This window comes from Arthrobacter sorbitolis (assembly GCF_054510995.1).
The window spans coordinates 1-20,057 of the sequence record NZ_JBTNDM010000004.1 but is presented as its reverse complement, the minus strand read 5'-3'; the positions used below and the strand labels follow the sequence as shown (position 1 = coordinate 20,057).

The following is a 20,057-nucleotide window of genomic DNA, read 5'->3' as shown; positions in this document are numbered from 1 at the left end:
CCGCCAGTACGGTGGTCCCATGACCAGCTGGCACGTGGGACCGAGGGCGGCCTTCGACCTCGAGACGACGGGACGGGATCCGTTGTCGGCGCGGATCGTCACCGCGACGATCGTCCTCGTCGACGGAAGCGGTGGGGTGCTCGAGCACCACGAGTGGCTGGCGGACCCGGGGGTCGGGATCCCGGACGGAGCCGCGGCGATCCACGGGATCTCCACGGCGCACGCACGCGCCCACGGGCTCCCGGCCGCGGACGTGGTGCAGGGCATCGCCGCGGTCCTCGCCCGCCTCTTCGGCGACGGCGTCCCCGTGCTCGCCTACAACGCGCGGTACGACTTCACGGTCCTCGAGCAGGAGGGGCGCCGCCACTCGGTGCACGTCCCGCGCCCGTCGCCCGTGATCGACCCGTACGTCATGGACAAGCAGGCGGACCGCTACCGGCGCGGCAAACGGACGCTGACGGCGGTGTGCGAGCACTACGGCATCCGGTTCGAGCATGCCCACACCTCCGCGGCGGACGTGCTCGCGACGCTGGAGGTGGGGCGCATCCTCGCCGACCGGTACGCGTTCCTCCAGCGCCCGGCGACCGATCTCCATGCCTCCCTGGTGCTGTGGGCCGACCGCCAAGCCGCGAGCTTCGAGGAGTACCTACGGCGGACGGACCCCGACGCCGTGATCGAACGGGCATGGCCCGTCATCGGGCCGTTGGAGGAATCCCGTGACGGAGGGACGGGCCCGGTACGACCCGGAGGCCCTGCCGGTTCGGCTGCACCCCCTGGCGCCCCGCCGTCCCCCGGGACGGCACCGGTCACCGACCCGGGGTGATCCCCGGGGGATCGCGGGGTAGCCGTGCGGGGTCGGTCCCGATCCGGCCCGGCGTCAGTCGACCGGGACAGCCGCCGCGGCCGCCTTCGCCGCGGCGGGAAGGGCTGCGTGCACGCGTTCCATCGCGGCGTCGTCGTGCGCCGCCGAGAGGAACCAGGCCTCGTACACGGACGGCGGCAGGTAGACGCCCGAGTCGAGCATCGAGTGGAAGAACGGCCCGTAGCGGAACGCCTCCTGCCCCTGGGCATCGGCGTAGTTCCGGACCCCGTGCTCCGCGGTGCCGAACGCGACGCTGAAGAGGTTCCCGGCGCGCTGGATGGAGTGGTCGACGCCGGCCTTCGAGAGTTCCGCCGAGAGGGCGTCGCCGACCTCGAGCGAGCGGGCGTCCACGTGGCGGTACACGTCGTCGGTCGCGGCCGTCAGGGTGGCGACGCCCGCCGCCATGGCGATCGGGTTGCCCGAGAGGGTTCCGGCCTGGTAGACGGGCCCGATGGGCGCCAGATAGTTCATGACGTCGGCGCGCCCGCCGAGCGCGGCCGCAGGGATGCCACCTCCGATGACCTTCCCGAAGGTCAGGAGGTCAGGTGTCCACGGGTGCTCGGCGCCGTCGGCCCCGCCCGTGAGCCGCCAGTAGCCGCCCGCGTGCGTGCGGAACCCCGTCATGACCTCGTCGACGATGAACAGCGCACCGTACTCCGTGGTGATGCGGCTCAGGAACGCGTTGAAGCCGGGTGCGGGCGTCACGACGCCCATGTTCGCCGGCGCCGCCTCCGTGATGACCGCGGCGATGTGCTCGCCGTGCGTCCGGAAAGCCTCCTCGACGGCCTCGACGTCGTTGTACGGCAGCACGAGGGTCTCCGCCGTCGTCGCCTCCGTGACCCCTGCCGAGCCGGGCAGCGCGAGCGTCGCGACACCTGAACCCGCCGACGCGAGGAGGCTGTCGACGTGGCCGTGGTAGCAGCCGGCGAACTTCACGATCAGGGTGCGCGAGGTGAAGCCGCGGGCCAGGCGCACAGCGGTCATGGTGGCCTCGGTACCGGTGGAGACCATGCGCAGGAGCTCGACGGCGGGGACGCGCTCCTGCACGAGCTGGGCGAGGTCCGCCTCGGCGGGCGTGGAGGCGCCGAAGGTGAGCCCGTGGTCGACGGCGCGGTGGACCGCGGCGATGACGTCGGGGTGGGAGTGCCCCAGCAGCGCCGGGCCCCACGAGCACACGAGGTCCACGTACTCCTGCCCGTCGGCGTCGGTGACGTAGGCGCCGTGGGCGTCCACGAGGAAGCGCGGGGTACCGCCGACCGAGCCGAAGGCCCGCACCGGGGAGTTGACCCCGCCGGGCATCAGGGCCCGCGCGCGTTCGTACAGGGAGTCCGACGTCGTCGGGGAGTGTGTCATGAAGGGTTCCTCAGTTCTTCTCGTCGAGCCAGAGCGCGAGCTCGGAGGCCCAGTAGGTCAGGATCATCTGCGCGCCCGCGCGCTTGATGCCGAGGACGGACTCCTCGATGGCGCGGCGGCGGTCGATCCAGCCGTTCGCCGCGGCGGCCTCGATCATCGCGTACTCCCCCGAGATCTGGTACGCCGCGACGGGCACCGGGGACATGGCGGCCACGTCGGCGAGGATGTCGAGGTAGCTCATGGCCGGTTTCACCATGACCAGGTCGGCGCCCTCCTCGATGTCCAGCTCCACCTCGAGGAGCGCCTCGCGCCTGTTGGCCGCATCCATCTGGTAGGTCCGGCGGTCGCCCTGCAACTGGGAGTCCACGGCCTCGCGGAACGGACCGTAGAACGCCGAGGCGTATTTGGCGGCGTAGGCGAGCACGACGGTGTCCTGGTGGCCGGCGTCGTCCAGCGCCTGGCGGATGACGGCCACCTGCCCGTCCATCATTCCGGACGGGCCGAGGACGTGGGAGCCCGCGTTCGCCTGCTCGACCGCCATCTGCGCGTAGAGGGTCAGCGTGGTGTCGTTGTCGACCGAGCCGTCCTCCGCGAGCACGCCGCAGTGCCCGTGGTCCGTGAATTCGTCGAGGCACACGTCGCTCATCACGACGAGAGCATCACCCACCTCTGCGCGGACGTCGGCGATGGCCCGGTTGAGGACGCCGTCGGGGTCGATACCCGCACTGCCCGTCGCATCCCGGTGTCCGGGGATGCCGAACAGCATGATGCCGCCCACGCCCCGCTCGACCGCTTCGGCCGCCGCGCGCTTCAGCGAGTCCGTGGAGTGCTGCACGACGCCGGGCATGGACAGGATGGGCGAGGGCTCGGTCAGCCCCTCCCGGATGAACGCCGGCAGGATCAGCTCGGACGGGTGGACGCGGTACTCGGCCACCATGCGCCGCAGGGCGGGTGTGGAGCGCAGCCTGCGCGGCCGGTGCTGGGGGAAACTCATGGTCGATCTCCGTTCAGTGGTGCGCGGTGTGTCGCCTCGCCGCGTGAGAAGGCGTCCTCGACGGCCGCGGTGATGCCCTGCGGTGTCGGTTCCGCGGCGGTCGCGGCGGGTGCCCAGCCCTGCGAGCGCAGCGCTGCGGCGGTCGTGCGCCCGATCGCGACGGGGAGGAAGGCGAACGGCTCGCCACCCAGCCTGTCACGGAACTGCAGCACGGCGCTCGGGGCCGTGAACACGACGGCGGGGTGGACAGCGCCCGCAGCGAGCCGGGCGACGTCGGGGACGGTGAGCAGGGGCGGCGGGCTCCCCTCCTCCTCGACACCCGGGACCCGCCGGGCGGGGTGGGCCGGATAGGGCACGGTGCGGTAGGCGTCGATGCGGCGCACGGACCAGCCCCTGCCGGCCAGCCCGTCCCGCAGGTCGTCGGGGGCGAGGTCCGCCTGGGGCAGGAGCACGGCGCCGTCGCCCGCCGGGAAGGCCTGCACGAGTCCGGCGGAGGAGGCGTCGGCCGGCACCAGGTCGACGGCGATGCCGGCGTCGGCCAGCAGACCCGCGGTGGTCGAACCGACCGCGGCGACCCTCACCGCCCCGGCCCCGACGAGGGCGGCCAGCGTCGATCCTCCCGCCCGGGCGAGCAGCTCCAGGGCCTGGACGGTGTTGCCGCTCGTCACCACGAGCCAGTCGTAGCCGCCAAGCGCCGCGAGGGCCGCCGTGACGGTGTCGGCGTCGGCGGGCAGTTCCGTGTCGGTGAGCGGCAGGGCGTACGCACTCATGCCGGCCGCACCGAGGGCCTCGGCGATCCGGACCGTCCGGGCCGGGTGCCGCAGGACGATTACCGGACGCTCCGCCCGCTGCCGCGCCATCGTGGCCTCAGCCGTTCAGCGGCGCGATGTCGGCGGCACCGGCTGCCAGCAGGTCCTCGGCGAGCTCGAGCCCGAGCTGCGCCGCGCCGACGGCGTCGGTGGCGGGAGCCGAGCGCGTGAGCCGCAGGATCGACCGGCCGTCGAGGCTGCAGACCACGGCCTCGAGGGCCAGCTCGTCGCCCCGCAGGCGTGCGAGCGCACCGATCGGCGCGGCACACCCCGCCTCCAGCTGCAGCAGGACGGCCCGCTCCGCCGTCACCGCGAGGCGCGTGGGCAGGTGGTCGTAGGAAGCCAGGGCCTGCCGGACGTGCGGTGTCGCCTCGCTCTCGCGGCACTCCACCGCGAGGGCTCCCTGTCCGGGCGCCGGCAGCATGACGTCCGTGTCGATCAGTTCGGTGACGGCGGCGTCGCGGCCGAGCCGGCGCAGTCCGGCCGCGGCGAGGACGACGGCGTCGAGGTCCCCCGGTGCGCCGGGCACGAGTCCGGCGACGCGCCCGAGCCGCGTGTCGACGTTCCCGCGGATGTCGACGACCTCGAGCCCCGGCCGGGCCGACCGCAGCTGGGCGGCGCGACGCGGCGACCCCGTACCCACGCGGGCGCCGTCGGGGAGCGTGGCGAGCGTCAGGCCGTCGCGCGCGCACAGGGCGTCACGGACGTCCTCGCGTTCGGGCACCGACGCCACCGTGAGCCCGGACGCGGGCAGGGTGGGGAGGTCCTTGAGCGAATGCACCGCGATGTCGCACCGCTCCTCGAGCAGGGCGTCACGCAGGGCGGCGACGAAGACACCGGTCCCGCCGATCTGCGAGAGGGACCCCTTGAGGATGTCCCCCTCCGTCCGGATCCGCACGAGCTCGTACGGCAGCCCGGCGAGGTCCGCCACGCGCTCCGCGACCGTCGTCGTCTGCGTCATCGCCAGGGCGCTGCCCCGCGTGCCGACCCTGATACCGGCCGCCATCACATACCGGGGTTGGGCAGCGGCGTCCCCACGGTGGAGTCGACGGCCGCGACGGTCGGCTTCTCCCCGCGGCGGTTCGCGCAGCAGTTGGGCCGGCACACGTCGTACCAGGGGCCCAGGGCGGTGGCCGACGGCCGGTCGGCGATGTTGTCGTCGATGGTGCGCTCGAGGATGAGGTCGACGAGGCCCGCCACGAACTTGGCATGCGTGCCGGGCGTGGGCACGCGGTCGGCGACCATGCCGAGCTCGCCGCACGTCTCCATCGCCTCGGTGTCGAGGTCCCAGGCGACCTCCATGTGGTCGGAGACGAAGCCGAGCGGGACGATGACGACGCCTCGTGTCCCGTTCTCGTAACGGTCGCGGAGGGCGTCGCTGATGTCGGGTTCGAGCCACGGGATGTGCGGGGCCCCGGAGCGGGACTGGTAGACCAGCGACCACTCGACGCCTGCGGCGTCGGGGATCCGGTCGAGCACGGCCTGCGCGGTCGCGAGGTGCTGCGCGACGTACGCGCCCTCCTCGTGGGCGGGGCCACCCTCGCCGTTGCGCGGGCCGGCCGCCTCGGCGTCACCCATGGGGATGGAGTGGGTGGAGAACATGATGTGGACGGGCGCGTCGGGTGCGCCCTGCTCGGCGAGCCCGGCGCGCACCTTGGCCAGGCCGTCCGTCACGCCCTCGACGAAGGGCTCGACGAAGCCGGGGTGGTCGAAGTACTGCCGCACCTTGTCGACCTCGAGCCGGCCTTCGAGGCCGGTCCTGACGAGGGCCATGCCGAGGTCCTCACGGTACTGGCGGCAGCTCGAGTAGCAGGAGTACGCGCTCGTGGTGACGGCGAGCACCCGGCGGTGGCCGGCGTCGTAGGCCTCCTGCAGCGTGTCCGCGATGAACGGCTCCGAGTTGCGGTTGCCCCAGTAGACGGGGAGGTCGATGCCGCGGCGGCGCAGCTCTGCCTCCATGGCCGCGCGCAGGGCGCGGTTCTGGCTGTTGATGGGGCTCACCCCGCCGAAGGCGCGGTAGTGGTGCGAGACCTCCTCGAGGCGCTCGTCGGGGATCCCGCGGCCGCGGGTCACGTTGCGCAGGAAGGGGATGACGTCGTCCTGCCCCTCGGGGCCGCCGAAGGAGGCGAGCACGACGGCGTCGTACGCCTTCGGGGCCATGCGGCCGTTCTCGTCGACTCCCTCGAGGGGGTCGAATGCCTGTGTCGTCACTGGAGCACCTCTGCAATCTCGTCGTGGTTGATCCGCCGGCCGGTGTAGAACGGCACTTCCTCGCGGACGTGGCGGCGGGCCTCGGTCTCCCGGAGGTACCGCATGAGGTCCACGAGGTCCACGAGTTCGGGAGCCTCGAGTGCCAGGATCCATTCGTAGTCGTTGAGGGCGAAGGATGACACCGTGTTGGAGATGACCTGCGGGTACTTGCGTCCCTTCATGCCGTGGTCCATGAGCATCTCGCGGCGCTCGTCCTGCGGCAGGATGTACCACTCGTAGGAGCGGACGAACGGGTACACGCACACCCATTCGGCGGGGGCCACCCCGCGGGAGAAGGCCGGGCTGTGCGACTTCGAGAACTCCGCGTCGCGGTGGACGCCCATGGCGGACCACACCACGCGGGTCCCGGCGAACGTCTCGGTGCGGCGCAGCCTGCGGACGGCGGCCTGAAGGGCCTCGGGGCGTGGCCCGTGGAGCCAGACCAGGATGTCCGCGTCGGCCCGCATGGCGGAGACGTCGTAGAACCCGCGGAGCACCACGCCGTCCTGCGCGAAGGAGGAGAGCACCTCCTCGAGCTGCCGTGCATCGGAGCCCGTGGTCGCGGCATCCCGCGAGAACACGGTCCAGAGGGTGTAGAAGAGCTCACCGGGGGCTTCGGCGCCCCCTGCGTCCTGCTGCGGAGCGTGGGCGGGAGTGCTACCTGTCGACTCAGTCATGGGTACTAGTCTGCCCCTCGCCCGGAGACGAACCGAATCCCTTTTCTTCTACAGAGGGTAGAAGAGATGAACGTCACATTCCGGTCGGAGGATCATCCCCGGCGAGCGCGTCCGCGAGGGAGTCGGCACGGGCCCGGGCGTCGTCGATCACGGCCACCAGACCGGTCCCGGCGAGCCAGCCGCCGGTCACGGCGAGCGACGCCGACTGGTCGGCGACGTGTCCGCGGATCCTGGCGACCCGCTCCCGGTGCCCCACCGATGCGTGAGGAAGCGCGCCTGCCCAGCGCACCACGTCCCAGTCGAGGACGTCCGCCTCGACGATCGGGACGCCGAGGAGGGTCGACGCGTCGGCCAGTGCATGCCGGTAGAGGACGTCGTCGGACGTCGCGAGACCGACGTCGGCCGGGGTGTCCCCGACGCGACCGAAGGAGAGCCGCAGGACGTGCGAGCCGGGCCCGGCCTGGTCCCGCAGCCACGCCCACTTGGCCGTGGAGTGCGTCAGCGCCTTGGCGGCGACACCCGCGACGCCCCGTGCGACGAGCACGCCGGTCCCGCGCGGCCGGGCGTCGAGCTCCGGGACGTCGACGACGAGGGTGACGAGCGCGACGCCGGGCACCGGGTCGGGCCGCTCGTCCGCGAGGGCCGGTATCACCGGTGCCAGGAGATCGACGGCGGCGCGGCCCTCCGTGGCGACGAGGACGCCGTCGGCCGGTATGCGCCGCGTCAGCGTCGAATGCTCGGTCGTCACCGTCCACCCCGCGGCCGAGCGGGCGAGGGCGGTCACCTGCTCCCCCGACCTGAGGTCGGCGCCGTCGGCCCTGAGTTCCGCGACGAGGGCGTCACGCAGCTGGGCGATCCCGCCGACGAGCCCGCCGACCGCCGCGCCGGCGGGCGCTGCCGTGCGCAGTGCTCCCGCGGCCGCCCCCAGCGACCCGAGGCGGGCCATGGTGGCGCGGAGGCCGGGCGCCACGGAGTCCACGTCCAGGTCGTCCGGATCGGCCGAGAAGACGCCTCCCGCGACGGGGGCCACCAGACGGGCGAGCACCTCCTCCCCCATCCGCGTGCGGACGAGTTCCCCGAGGCTGACCCTGCTGCGGGTCGCGAGGGAACCGACGGGCAGGACCTTGTCCAGGGCGGCCCGGAGGGAGCCGGCGCGCCCGATCACGGCCGTGATCGCCGGGTCCGACGGGTCCGCGGGGATGCCGAGGACCCCCGAACTGGGCAGGGGCTGTGCCGAGGCAGCCAGGTCCCTGCCCGGGAGCTGCACCCAGGCGCCCGTGGCGTCGGGGGTCACGATGCGGTCGGCGAGTCCCAGCTCGGCGGCGAGGGCCGGGACGGTCGCGGAGCGGGTCGAGAACGACTCCGCGCCGCTGTCCAGCTGGAAGCCCCCGAGCGGGCGCCCGTCGACCGTTCCGCCGAAGCGCCCGGACCGCTCCAGCAGGGTGACGTGGAGCCCGCGCCGGCGCAGTGTCCGCGCCGCGACGAGACCCGCCATGCCGCCGCCGATCACCACGACGGTGCCGCGCCGCTCGCGCTCCTGCGGCGGAGCGCCGGGCAGGACGGTCCCGGCGTCGTCGCCGCCCCGGGCGGCAGCGTCCGCGGCGCCCCTGGCCACGGCTACGGCTCCACGGAGTGGATGAGGTCGACGACGCGCGTCAGGACGGCGGGATCCGTGTCCGGCGGGACCCCGTGACCGAGGTTCACCACGTGGCCGGGAGCGGACGCCCCGGCGGCGAGCACCTCGCGGACGTGCCGCTCCAGCACCGGCCACGGGGCGGGCAGCAGGGCCGGGTCGATGTTGCCCTGCAGCGGTACCGTCCCGCCGAGGCGCCTGTTGGCCTCGTCGAGGGGCAACCGGTAGTCGACGCCGATGACGTCGACGCCCACCTCGTGCATCGCCACGAGCAGCTCCGAGGTGCCGGTGCCGAAATGGATCAGGGGCGCGCCCAGTCCCCGCACGTGGTCCAGCGCACGACGGGAGGCAGGAGCCACGAGCCGGCGGTAGTCGGCGAGGCCGAGGGAGCCCGCCCACGAGTCGAACAGCTGGGCGGCGCTGGCCCCGGCCTCGAGCTGGGCGCGCAGGAACTTCCCCGAGGCGTCCGCGGCCCACTCGGTCAGGGCGCGCCAGGTGTCCGGGTCGGCGTGCATCATGGTGCGCGGACCGAGGTGGTCGCGCGACGGGCGCCCCTCCACCATGTATGCGGCGAGCGTGAAGGGTGCCCCGGCGAAGCCGATCAGCGGGGTGGAGCCGAGCTGGGCGACCGTGAGGGCGACCGCCTGCCGGATGGGGTCGAGCGCCTCGTCGGTCAGCGTGGGCAGGGCCGCGACGTCGGCCGCGGTGCGGACGGGCTTGCCGAGCACGGGTCCCACCCCGGGGACGATGTCCACGTCGACGCCCGCGAGCTTCAGCGGGATCACGATGTCGGAGAAGAAGATGCCGGCGTCGACGTCGTGCCGCCGGACGGGCTGGAGGGTGATCTCGGACGCCATCTCCGGGTCGAGGCAGGAGGCGAGCATGTCGGTGCCCTCGCGCAGCGCCCGGTACTCGGGCAGCGACCGCCCGGCCTGGCGCATGAACCATACGGGTCGCCGATGGGGCGCCTGCCCGCGATAGGCCGAGATGAGGGGCGAGCCGGACGTGCGTCCGTCGACCAGCGGGTGCGATGCGGCAAGGTCCATACGGCCGATTCTGCCGAAGATCCGGCCGGAGCGTTAACCGGGGGCGACGCGTCCGGCGTGCGCGTGGTCAACATCACCCGGTCCCTCCGGGGGCAGAATCCCGCAGGAATCCGCGGAACGCAAGGCGGGGTAAGGATCGCCTATTCAGTGGGGAAGACCCGTTCTCGGTATGATCGGAGGGCTGTGGTACTTCTTTCACTTGTTGCGACACACTCGAACGTGGACCTGGAAACTGTCGCCCGACTCAGCGTCGGGGCACCCCAGGTCCCTGCTTCCGTGCTCGCCGAGGACAGGGCCGTCTCCGGCGCCGTCGTCCTCGCCACGTGCAACCGTTTCGAGATCTACGCCGAGGCACCGTCCGAGGACGACGTCGAGGCGGCACGCTCGGCGATCGTGTCCACGATCAGCGAGTACTCCGGCATCCCCGAGCAGTCAGTGTCCGCGTCGTTCGAGACCCACACGGGCCAGGGCGTCGCCGAGCATCTCTTCGCCGTCGGCGCCGGGCTCGATTCCGCCGTGATCGGTGAACGCGAGATCGCCGGGCAGGTGCGCCGGGCGCTCATCGAGGCGCAGGGCTCGGGGGCCGCCAGCGGCGGTCTCGTGCGCCTGTTCCAGGCCGCCTCGAAGACCGCGAAGGACGTCGGCGCCCAGACCGCGCTCGGCAGCCGTGGCCGCTCCATCGTCTCCGTGGCCCTCGAACTCGCCGGCGACCTCTCCGTCGACGCCGACTGGTCGCGCAAGTCCGTGGTGCTGTTCGGCACCGGCGCCTACGCGGGCGCCACGATGGCCGCCCTGAAGGACAGGGGCTGCACCGACGTCTCCGTCTTCTCCTCCTCCGGCCGCGCCGAGGGCTTCGTCGCCTCGCGCGGCGGTACCGCCGTCCCGGCCGCGGACCTGCCGGGAGCGATGCGCCGGGCCGACGTCGTCATCGGCTGCAGCGGCAGCGATGCGCGGATCGACGCGGCCGACATCGAGCGGATCCGGGAAGGCAGCGATCGTCCGCTCGTCGTCATCGACCTGGCCCTCAGCCACGACTTCGACCCCGCCGTCGGGACCCTCGACGACGTCGAGCTGATCACGCTCGAATCCGTCCGCGCTGCTGCCCCCGAGGAGCAGGCCGACGCGCTCGCCCAGGCCGGCGACCTCGTCCGCGACGCGGCACGGTCCTTCGAGGAGCAGCAGACGACCCGCGCCATGAACGCGGCCATCGTGGCACTGCGCCGGCACACCCAGGCGGTCCTCGACTCCGAGATGGAGCGGGTGCGGGCCCAGCACGGCTGCACGGCCGCCGCCGAGGAGGTCGAGTTCGCCCTGCGGCGCATGGTCCGGCAGCTGCTGCACGTGCCGACCGTCCGCGCCAGGGAGCTCGCGGCCGAGGGACGCCAGGACGACTACACCGCCGCGCTCGAGGCCCTCTACGGGATCGACCTCGCTCCCGCGGAGAAGGTTCCCGCGCCGGAGCGGACCGCCCCGGCGGCATCGGACGGCAGGGCGGCAGCACATCCGCTCCACGTCCACCGCGACGGTGCCGTGTGCCCCGTCGACCACGAGCGGCCCGCGCAGAGCGCCTGATCCCGGCCGGCGCCTGATCCTGGCTGCCTGACCGACCCGTCCGGGCGGATCAGTAGGTCATCTTCTCCGGTTCGATCGTCCGGACCCACTCGACGATCCCGCCTTCCACGGACCGTGCGTCCGAGTGACCCTGCTCCTGGAGGAAGCGGACGACGTCGGCGGAACGGACGCCGGACTTGCAGTGGACGTAGAGCGTCCGGTTGCCGTCGATGATCATGTCGCCGTCCAGGATCACGTTCTTGGGCACCAGCACGGCACCGTCGATGCTGACGATGGCGTGTTCCTCCGGGTTCCTCACGTCCAGCAGGTCGAAGTCCGCGCTGCCGGCGGATCGCGCCTCGAGCAGCGCCGCGAGCTCCTCGACGGTGACCGTCGGCACGGGCGGCACCGGCGGTACCGCCTCCGCGGCCCCGTCGCTCGCCGGGGTGGAACCCGCGGACGGCAGGCCGCAGAACTGCTCGTAGTCGATGAGTTCCGTGATCGGGGACGCCGCCGGATCGGGCCGCACGCGCACCTCGCGCCACGTCATCTCCAGCGCATCGAACACCAGCACCCGGCCGAGCAGCGTGGTGCCCACTCCGGTGATGAGCTTGATGGCCTCGTTGACCATCACGGAACCGATCTGCCCGCACAACACCCCCAGCACGCCGCCTTCCGCGCACGACGGCACGGAGCCGGGCGGCGGCGCCTCGGGATACAGGTCGCGGTACGTGGGGCCGTGGTCCTGCCAGAAGACGCTGACCTGGCCGTCGAAGCGCAGGATGGAACCCCACACGTACGGCTTCCCGAGGATCGCCGCCGCGTCGTTGACGAGGTAGCGGGTGGCGAAGTTGTCCGTGCCGTCGACGATCAGGTCGTAGCCGGCGAAGAGTTCCAGCGCGTTCCCCCGGTGCAGCCGCTCCTCGTGGAGGACGACGTCGACGAGCGGGTTCAGCGCGAGGATGCTGTCGCGTGCGGAGACCGCCTTCGACCGGCCGAGGTCCGGCATGCCGTGGATGACCTGGCGCTGCAGGTTGGACAGCTCGACGCCGTCGTCGTCCACGATGCCGAGCGTGCCCACGCCCGCCGCCGCGAGATACAGGAGCGCCGGCGACCCCAGTCCCCCGGCGCCGATCACGAGGACGCGCGCATTCTTCAGGCGCAGCTGCGCCTCGGTGCCGAAGCCGGGGATGATGAGGTGCCGCGAGTACCGCAGCGTCTCCTCCTGCGACAGGCTGCCCGTCGCCCCCACGAGCGGCGGCAGTACCGCGGGCAGGTCGGACTGCAGGCCGGACGGCGGGGTGGACACCGGGGCGCCGGCGGACGCCGGAGGGGAAGGACTCATACCCAAGGATATTGCGCGCCGCCCGCGCCGGGCCAGCGAGCACGGCAGAGCCCGGTCCCCGCGACCGGCCCACCGGCCGTCCCACCGGGCCGACCGCGCGGCGTCGCCCTCCCTCCAGCGCGGACCGCCTCCTACTGGTGGGTAAACTGGGCGGACATCCCCGCCCGCAGAGCCCGAGGAACACCTCACGTGAGTGCTGAACCGTCCACCGCAGGAAAAGCCGTCCGGTTGCCGCGGGACGAGCGACGGCGCCAGCTCCTGGCGGCGGCGCAGGAAGTCTTCGTGAGCAACGGCTACCACGGTGCCGCGATGGACGACATCGCCGTGGCGGCCCGCGTCAGCAAGCCCGTGCTGTACCAGCACTTCCCGGGGAAGCGGGACCTCTACCTCGCGCTGCTCGACGGGCATCTCGCCGAGCTGACCCAGCTGCTCGTCGACGCGCTGCGCTCCACCGACGACAACAAGCTGCGCGTGCATGCGACCATGCGGGCCTACTTCCAGTTCATCGCGCAGGACAGCCAGGCCCACAGGCTCGTCTTCGAATCGGACATCGGCAACGAGCCCGACGTCCGGGACCGGCTCGAGGAGTTCAACGCCCACTTCGCGGGCGCGATCGCGGGCGTGATCGCGGGTGACACGCAACTCTCCGTCGTCGAGGCCACCCTGCTGGGCCGCGGACTCGCGGGCATGGCGCAGGTGAGCGCCCGCTACTGGCTCGAGACGGAGGGCACCCTCGACATCGATGCCGCGGCGGAGCTCATCTACCGTTTAGCTTGGCGCGGAATCAGCCGTTTCCCCAAGGAGATCTAGGGTAGTTTTCGAAGCAGAAGCACCCCCATACAACAGGAGGCATACGCCGTGGAAGTCAAGATCGGTATCCAGAACGTCAACCGCGAGATCATCCTCGAATCCTCCGAGAGCGCCGACGCGATCGCCGAACTCGTGGCCCAGGCGATGAGCGGCGGCACGGAGCTGCGCCTCAAGGATGCCAAGGGACGCCAGGTGATCGTCCCGACGTCGGTCCTCGGCTATGTCGAGATCGGCGCCGAGGAGACTCGACGGGTGGGCTTCGGCGCGCTGTAGGGCGGGAGGATCCTCTCCGCTACGGGACCCGTGGTCGACGGCAGACGCCGTCGGGCACGGGTCCTCCGTTCGAGGGTTCTTCCGCGGAACAGGTCCTCCGCCGGACCGGTGCGGGAGTCAGGCGGTGAGTCCCAGGGCGCCCATGCGCCTCGAATGGTTGCGGGTGAGCTGCGCGAAGAGCGCCGTCGTGTGCTGCGTGTGGCTGGGCTCGTTCGCGAAGAGGAGTCCGGCGAGGTACTCGCGCTCAATGCCCACGCGCTGGGCCTGGGTCAGGGCCTCCCCCACGAGCCGACGCCCCCACAGCGCCAGGCGTGAGGCCAGCCGGGGATCGTCGGAGAGGGCCTCCTTGAGGCGCCGCTGCAGGTGGGCCGCGCCGTCCCCCGAATCGATGGCACTGATGAGGGCGCGGGTGCGCGGATCGAAACTGTCGGCCAGCGCCCGGTAGAAGTCGCCGGAGAACGCGTCGAGGACATACGCCTTCATGAGGGACTCGTACCAGTCCCCGGGGCGTGTCCGCTCGTGGAAGGCGTCGATGGACGCCTGGAACGGTCCCATCGCGTCCTCGATGGTGATGCCGAGGTCCGCGAGGAAGGCGGCCACCATCTCGAAGTGCTCGAACTCCTGCACGGCCAGCCGGCCCAGGCCTGCGCGGTCGCCGAGGCTCGGCGAGAACCGTGCGTCCGAGGACAACCGCTCGAATCCCGACAGCTCCCCGTAGGCGACGATGCCGAGCAGGTCCGTGACGAAACGCGCGTAGAGCGGATTGGCGAACGCGTCCTCCCCCGGACCCGCATCCACGGCGGCAGCACCGGGCGGGCCTGCTGCACCGGCCGGGCCTGCTGCACCGGCCGGGCCGGTTCGGGCCGGCGCGGGGTTCGGGCTCACCGGCGCGGCCGTGGGGGGCCGGACGGGCCCGGTGCGATCCCGCTCTGCTGCCGAGAGGGCCGTACTGTCGGAGGAGCCGTTGTTCATTCTGCTAAGAGTACGCACTCAGGGTGGAGCGGCAACCTGCCCGACGGCGCCGGGCCCTGTTGCGCACCGCCGCCCCCGGTCTATGCTCGGTCCCTCCGACCGGACGGATCAGGCGCTCCTTGCCGGTCATCGAAGATCAGGGCCGGCGGCCGGACGGAAGGCAGGAACGCATGGAGTTCACGGGTGTCCTCGAACTGGCGGGCCGCACCGCAACGGGCATCGAGGTCCCCGAGGAGGTGCTGTCGGCACTCGGAGGGGGCCGTCGTCCCGCGGTGACGGTGACACTCGGCGCCTATACCTATCGCACGACCGTCGGGTCCATGAACGGTCGTGCGATGATCCCCGTCAGTGCCGAGCACCGGAACGGTGCCGGGCTGGCAGCCAACCAGTCCGTGACGGTGCGCCTGGACCCGGACCGGGAGGAACGCATCGTCGACGTGCCGGAGGACCTGGCCGTGGCCCTCTCCGAGGACCCGGGGCTCGTCGCCGCGTTCGGTGCCCTGTCCGTCAGCCGGCGGAAAGCCCTCGTCCTGTCGATCGAGCAGGCGAAGGGCGCCGACACCCGGCAGCGCCGCGTGCTGAAGGCCGTCGACTCGCTCCGCCCCCAGGAGTCGTAGCAAGCCCCGTCGTCCACCCGCGACGGGATCCCCGATGTCTGTGGCGTGCGTTACCGTATTGCGTGTGCCCGCACAGCATATGGATCTCAGGGACCGGGAGTCCCAGCAGCGCCTCACCGAGTCGCTGCGCGCCCTCCGCCGGGAACTCGAGATCCGTGAGGATTTCCCGGAGGACGTCCTGCGCGAGGCACAGGACGCGGTAGCGGCCCGGCGGCTTCCCTCCGCCGACCTGCGGGACCTGCGGGAGCTTCCGTTCCTCACCATCGATCCGCCGGGCTCCACCGACCTGGACCAGGCCGTGCATCTCCGGCGGACGGGCGGCAGCCAGGCCGATGGAGGTGCGGGCGGCTACGAGGTCTGGTACGCCATCGCCGACGTGCCGCTCTTCGTCCGGCCCGGAGGCACCATCGACGCCGAGGCCAGGCTCCGCGGACAGACCATGTATGCCCCGGACGGCCGGATCTCGATGCACCCGGAGGTCATCTCCGAGGACGCCGCGAGCCTCCTGCCGGATCGGGACCGGCCCGCCTACGTCTGGCACTTCCGTCTCGACGCCGCAGCGGTCGTGCAGTCCGCGACCGTCGGGCGGGCCCTCGTCCGCAGCCGGCGGCAGCTCACCTACACGCAGGTCCAGTCCACCATCGACGCGGGCACCGCCGACGAGCAGCTGACCCTCCTGAAGGAGGTCGGCATGCACCGCATCCAGCAGGAACTCGATCGGGGTGGCGCGAGCCTCAACCTCCCCCGCCAGGAGATCACGCACGACGGCGAGAGCTACGGCATCATCACGGAGCCCGCCCTGCCCTGCGAGGACTGGAACGCCCAGATCTCGCTGATGACGGGCATGGCCGCTGCGCGCATGATGATCGACGGCGGTATCGGCATCCTGCGCACCATGCCCGAACCCGACGACGGCGCGCTCGCGAAATTCCGGCGCCAGTCCGAGGCGCTCGAGCACCCCTGGCCCGCGGACATGCCCTACGGTGCGTTCCTGCGGACGCTCGACGTCGGAGACCCCCGGCAGCTCGCGCTGATGCATGCCGCCGCCTCGCTGTTCCGGGGTGCCGGCTACACCGCCTTCGACGGACAGGTGCCCGACGCCGTCGTGCAGTCCGCGATCGCCGCACCGTACGCACACACCACCGCTCCCCTGCGGCGCCTCGTGGACCGCTTCGTGCTCGTGACCTGTGCGTCGCTCTGTGCCGGCGAGGAGGTTCCCGCATGGGTGCGCGCGGCGCTGCCGGACCTCAACGCCCTCATGGCCTCCTCGAACCAGACGGCGTCCCGGCTCGACTCCGGCGCCATGGACGCGGTGCAGGCCGCACTGCTGAGCAACCGTATCGGCGAGGCGTTCTCCGCCGTCGTCCTCCAGGGTTCGCCGCCCGCCGTCGAGGACGCCCCGGGCAAACAGGCGCCGCGCCTGTCGGGTACGGTGCAGGTCACCGAACCGCCGCTCGAGGCGAAGTGCTACGGGGAGCTCGTCGCCGGCGAACGGGTCACGGTGGTACTGCTGGAGGCCGACATCGCGCGTCGCCGTCTGCGCTTCGAGGTCAAACCCCCGGACGCGCCACCGCCAGGCCTGCGATGACACCGGTGAGGGGCGGGCAGGGTAGTCTTGAACCTGTAGTAATGGATGCCCGGTCGTTATCACTTTCCCGATAACCCGCAGTACCTACTCGATCCCGAGTTCCCGCGGGCGCAGGTCTCCCTCCGCAGCCCGCATGCAGTCGCAAGCCCGCGATCGGCTTCCACTGGACGCCCTGGCGCCCGCCGATACGCTCCGCCCCGGATGGATCAATCCCGGCGTCGAGCCTCAGCGGCCGCGGGGCCTGAATGAACGGTAGAACGTGCTCGACATCAACTCAGACAACACTCCGGTAACGGACGCCCACCACCTCGTGGCCGACGACTCGATCGACGCCATCGACGTCGAGGAGACCCTGGTCACCACCGAGGAGCCGCACGCGGTCGTCCCCGAGACCTTCGCGGACTTCAACGTGCGCCCCGACATCGTCGAGTCCCTCGCGGACGCCGGCATCGTGCACCCCTTCCCCATCCAGGCGATGACGCTCTCGATCGCCCTCGGCGGCCACGACATCATCGGCCAGGCGAAGACCGGCACGGGCAAGACGCTCGGCTTCGGCATCCCGGCGATCCAGCGCGTCGTCGGTCCCGACGATGCGGGCTACGAGAAGCTCCCCGTCCCCGGTGCACCGCAGGCCCTCGTCGTCGTCCCGACGCGCGAGCTCGCGGTACAGGTCGCGAGCGACCTGACGACGGCGGCGAAGAAGCGCAATGCGCGCATCGTCACCATCTACGGCGGCCGTGCCTACGAGCCCCAGATCGAGGCCATCAAGAAGGGCGTCGAGATCGTGGTCGGCACGCCCGGGCGCCTGATCGACCTGTACCGGCAGAAGCTGCTGGTGCTGAAGAACGTGAAGATCGTGGTCCTCGACGAGGCCGACGAGATGCTGGACCTCGGCTTCCTGCCCGACGTCGAGACCCTCATCGCCGCGACTCCGCCCGTGCGCCAGACGCTCCTGTTCTCCGCGACCATGCCCGGTCCCGTCATCGCGATGGCCCGCCGCTACATGACGCAGCCCACGCACATCCGCGCCGCGGATCCCGAGGACGAGGGCATCACCAAGAAGGACATCCGCCAGGTCATCTACCGGGCGCACAACCTGGACAAGGCCGAGGTGGTGGCACGCATCCTGCAGGCCCGCAACCGCGGCCGCGCCATCATCTTCTGCAAGACGAAGCGCACCGCCGCGAAGCTCTCCGAGGAACTCATCGACCGCGGGTTCGCGGCCGGCGCCATCCACGGCGACCTCGGACAGGGCGCCCGCGAGCAGGCGCTCCGTGCCTTCCGCGGCGACAAGATCGACGTCCTGGTCGCCACCGAGGTGGCCGCGCGCGGCATCGACGTGGAGGACATCACGCACGTCATCAACTACCAGTGCCCCGAGGACGAGAAGGCCTACCTGCACCGCGTGGGCCGCACGGGCCGCGCCGGCAAGAAGGGCACCGCCGTCACCTTCGTGGACTGGGACGACGTCCCCCGCTGGGGCCTGATCAACAAGGCTCTCGGTCTCGATACCCCCGAACCGGTCGAGACCTACTCGTCGTCCCCGCACCTCTACACCGACCTCGACATCCCCGAGGGCACCAAGGGTCGGCTGCCCCGCAAGGATCGCAAGCTCGCCGGCATCCAGGCCGAAGTCCTCGAGGACCTCGGCGAGACCGGCAAGCGCGGCGGTGGCGCCGGTGACTCCGGTGGGCGCGGCGGCAGCGCGGGCGGTGCCGGGAACGACGGCGGACGCGGGCGATCGGGCGGCCGTGGTGGCCCCCGCCGTGATTCGGCCACCGGCGAGCAGTCGCGGGGTTCCCGCGGCCGTGGCCGGGGCAACGGCTCCGATGCTACCGACGCGCCTGCAGCATCCACCGTCCCGGCCGACGCGGTCGAGGGTGGCACGCGCCGTCACCGCTCCGGCGGCGAGGGCGAGGCGCCCGCAGGCGACCGCCCACGCCGCAGCCGGACCCGCCGCCGCAACGGCGAGGTCGTCGCGAAGCCTGCCGGCGGCTCGGAGGACTGACACCCGGTGTCGGAGCTCCCCGTGCCGTCCGCGCCTCCTTCATGGAGCGCGGACGGCGCCAACCTCGTGGTGCACGCCGACAATGCGGAGTACCTCGCCACGCTGCCGGACGCGGCCTTCGCGATGATCTACGTGGATCCGCCCTTCAACACGGGCCGCGTGCAGCGCCGCCAGCAGACGTCGATGGTGCGGGCGGTGGACGGCGAGGGGGACCGCGTGGGCTTCAAGGGGCTCTCCTACTCGACCGTCAAGGGCATGCTCGCGAGTTACGACGACGCGTTCGAGGACTACTGGGACTTCCTCTGGCCCAGGCTCGCCGAAGCGTGGCGACTCCTGGCCGACGACGGCACGCTCTACCTGCACCTGGACTACCGCGAGGTGCATTACGCCAAGGTCATGCTCGACGCCCTCTTCGGGCGTGAGTGCTTCCTGAACGAGATCATCTGGGCTTACGACTACGGGGCGCGGACCAAGCGCAAGTGGCCCGCCAAGCACGACAATATCCTCGTGTACGTCAAGAATCCGTCCGGGTACTACTTCAACAGCGACGAGGTGGACCGGGAACCCTACATGGCGCCCGGCCTCGTGACCGCCGAGAAGGCGGCCCTCGGCAAACTCCCCACGGACGTCTGGTGGCACACGATCGTGTCCCCGACGGGACGGGAGAAGACCGGCTACCCGACCCAGAAGCCCGAGGGCCTGCTGCGGCGTGCCGTCGCGGCGAGCAGTCGCGAGGGTGACTGGGTCCTCGACTTCTTCGCCGGCTCCGGGACGCTCGGGGCCGTGGCCGGGAAGCTCGGCCGCCGATTCGTCTGCGTGGACAGCAATCCGCAGGCCATCCAGGTCATGCAGGCGCGCCTGGACCCCTGGACCTGACGCCTTGCGGAGGTGGACACCGGGTACGTGATGTCTCGGGAGCATGGACTGGGTCGGCCACCCGATAGGAACGCCTCTGCGTCTGGCCACCGCTTCGGCGTCGGCACCCCTACGCGTCGGCCCGAGCGGAGGTCGCTCGATTGTGGGGGCTCCTACGGGACCGTTGCCGCGCGGTAGCTGCCAGAACGTCACTCTGTGCGGTCCCCTATGCGCGGCGCTCCACTTCTCAGTGTTCCCGTGCGGGGTAGCCGGGAGGTCGATCAACTGGTCCTGGGTCTCCCATCAGGCGAAGAGGAGTTCGGCCCGTCGTGAGTGTCGGGTGTGAGGGTGTGTCGGGCCCGTGTGGTCGTCCTGCGCACGATCCGGCGTCGGTGGGCGGTCCTGCGGCATCAG

Annotated in this window: 18 protein-coding genes; 8 read left to right on the top strand and 10 right to left on the bottom strand. The window is 71.9% G+C overall.

Annotation, left to right across the window (positions count from 1 at the left end; genetic code table 11):
• Positions 1-19: 19 nt before the first annotated feature.
• Entirely contained in the window at positions 20-823 is an 804-nt protein-coding gene (locus ACX80K_RS10190) for an exonuclease domain-containing protein (RefSeq protein ID WP_459271756.1), read from the top strand.
• Positions 824-877: 54 nt separating this feature from the next.
• On the opposite strand, the gene hemL is transcribed toward ACX80K_RS10190, so the two are convergent.
• The 8 genes from hemL to hemE all read right to left on the bottom strand — a co-directional run bounded on the left by hemL (position 878) and on the right by hemE (position 9,624).
• Entirely contained in the window at positions 878-2,215 is a 1,338-nt protein-coding gene (hemL, locus tag ACX80K_RS10185) for a glutamate-1-semialdehyde 2,1-aminomutase (RefSeq protein ID WP_459271755.1), read from the bottom strand.
• Between the two features lie 10 nt (positions 2,216-2,225).
• Positions 2,226-3,209, bottom strand: a complete 984-nt coding sequence (gene hemB, locus ACX80K_RS10180) for a porphobilinogen synthase (RefSeq protein ID WP_459271754.1) — start codon at positions 3,207-3,209, stop codon at positions 2,226-2,228.
• Positions 3,206-4,069, bottom strand: a complete 864-nt coding sequence (locus ACX80K_RS10175; RefSeq protein ID WP_459271753.1) for a uroporphyrinogen-III synthase — start codon at positions 4,067-4,069, stop codon at positions 3,206-3,208. The genes hemB and ACX80K_RS10175 overlap by 4 nt, the downstream gene beginning before the upstream one ends.
• 7 nt (positions 4,070-4,076) lie before the next feature.
• Entirely contained in the window at positions 4,077-5,024 is a 948-nt protein-coding gene (gene hemC, locus ACX80K_RS10170; protein ID WP_459271752.1) for a hydroxymethylbilane synthase, read from the bottom strand.
• On the bottom strand, positions 5,024-6,178 hold the full coding sequence (locus tag ACX80K_RS10165) for a ferrochelatase (protein WP_459271925.1): 1,155 nt from the start codon (positions 6,176-6,178) through the stop codon (positions 5,024-5,026). Before ACX80K_RS10165 ends, hemC begins: the two co-directional genes overlap by 1 nt.
• A gap of 47 nt (positions 6,179-6,225) precedes the next feature.
• Positions 6,226-6,945: a hydrogen peroxide-dependent heme synthase gene (gene hemQ, locus ACX80K_RS10160; RefSeq protein ID WP_459271751.1), complete on the bottom strand. Its 720-nt coding sequence runs from the start codon at positions 6,943-6,945 to the stop codon at positions 6,226-6,228.
• A 73-nt stretch (positions 6,946-7,018) separates the two neighbouring features.
• A complete protein-coding gene (gene hemG / locus ACX80K_RS10155; protein WP_459271750.1) occupies positions 7,019-8,560 on the bottom strand; it encodes a protoporphyrinogen oxidase in 1,542 nt (513 codons plus the stop codon).
• Between the two features lie 2 nt (positions 8,561-8,562).
• A complete protein-coding gene (hemE, locus tag ACX80K_RS10150; RefSeq protein WP_459271749.1) occupies positions 8,563-9,624 on the bottom strand; it encodes a uroporphyrinogen decarboxylase in 1,062 nt (353 codons plus the stop codon).
• 183 nt (positions 9,625-9,807) lie between these two features.
• Between hemE and ACX80K_RS10145 the strand changes: the two genes are divergently transcribed.
• Entirely contained in the window at positions 9,808-11,196 is a 1,389-nt protein-coding gene (locus tag ACX80K_RS10145; RefSeq protein WP_459271748.1) for a glutamyl-tRNA reductase, read from the top strand.
• A 49-nt stretch (positions 11,197-11,245) separates the two neighbouring features.
• On the opposite strand, the gene moeB is transcribed toward ACX80K_RS10145, so the two are convergent.
• Positions 11,246-12,520 carry a molybdopterin-synthase adenylyltransferase MoeB gene (gene moeB / locus ACX80K_RS10140; protein WP_459271747.1) on the bottom strand — a complete coding sequence of 425 codons (1,275 nt, stop codon included), beginning with the start codon at positions 12,518-12,520 and terminating at the stop codon, positions 11,246-11,248.
• 189 nt (positions 12,521-12,709) lie between these two features.
• Between moeB and ACX80K_RS10135 the strand changes: the two genes are divergently transcribed.
• Together ACX80K_RS10135 and ACX80K_RS10130 are read left to right on the top strand one after the other, a co-directional pair.
• Positions 12,710-13,330 (top strand): TetR/AcrR family transcriptional regulator, encoded by a 621-nt coding sequence (locus ACX80K_RS10135; RefSeq protein WP_459271746.1) that lies wholly within the window; start codon positions 12,710-12,712, stop codon positions 13,328-13,330.
• Between the two features lie 48 nt (positions 13,331-13,378).
• Positions 13,379-13,603, top strand: coding sequence for a DUF3107 domain-containing protein (locus tag ACX80K_RS10130; RefSeq protein WP_459271745.1), 225 nt, complete (start codon positions 13,379-13,381; stop codon positions 13,601-13,603).
• A 117-nt stretch (positions 13,604-13,720) separates the two neighbouring features.
• On the opposite strand, the gene ACX80K_RS10125 is transcribed toward ACX80K_RS10130, so the two are convergent.
• Entirely contained in the window at positions 13,721-14,575 is an 855-nt protein-coding gene (locus ACX80K_RS10125) for a ferritin-like fold-containing protein (protein WP_459271744.1), read from the bottom strand.
• Between the two features lie 170 nt (positions 14,576-14,745).
• Here ACX80K_RS10125 and ACX80K_RS10120 point away from each other — a divergent pair, with 170 nt between their 5' ends.
• From ACX80K_RS10120 to ACX80K_RS10105, 4 genes are all read left to right on the top strand, one after another.
• The gene (locus ACX80K_RS10120) at positions 14,746-15,192 is read left to right on the top strand and encodes a YdeI/OmpD-associated family protein (RefSeq protein WP_459271743.1); all 447 of its coding nucleotides are present in this window, start codon (positions 14,746-14,748) and stop codon (positions 15,190-15,192) included.
• Between the two features lie 64 nt (positions 15,193-15,256).
• Positions 15,257-16,780, top strand: coding sequence for an RNB domain-containing ribonuclease (locus tag ACX80K_RS10115; RefSeq protein ID WP_459271742.1), 1,524 nt, complete (start codon positions 15,257-15,259; stop codon positions 16,778-16,780).
• 259 nt (positions 16,781-17,039) lie between these two features.
• Positions 17,040-18,788, top strand: a complete 1,749-nt coding sequence (locus tag ACX80K_RS10110) for a DEAD/DEAH box helicase (protein WP_459271741.1) — start codon at positions 17,040-17,042, stop codon at positions 18,786-18,788.
• Positions 18,789-18,794: 6 nt separating this feature from the next.
• The gene (locus ACX80K_RS10105) at positions 18,795-19,664 is read left to right on the top strand and encodes a DNA-methyltransferase (RefSeq protein WP_459271740.1); all 870 of its coding nucleotides are present in this window, start codon (positions 18,795-18,797) and stop codon (positions 19,662-19,664) included.
• Positions 19,665-20,057: the final 393 nt, after the last annotated feature.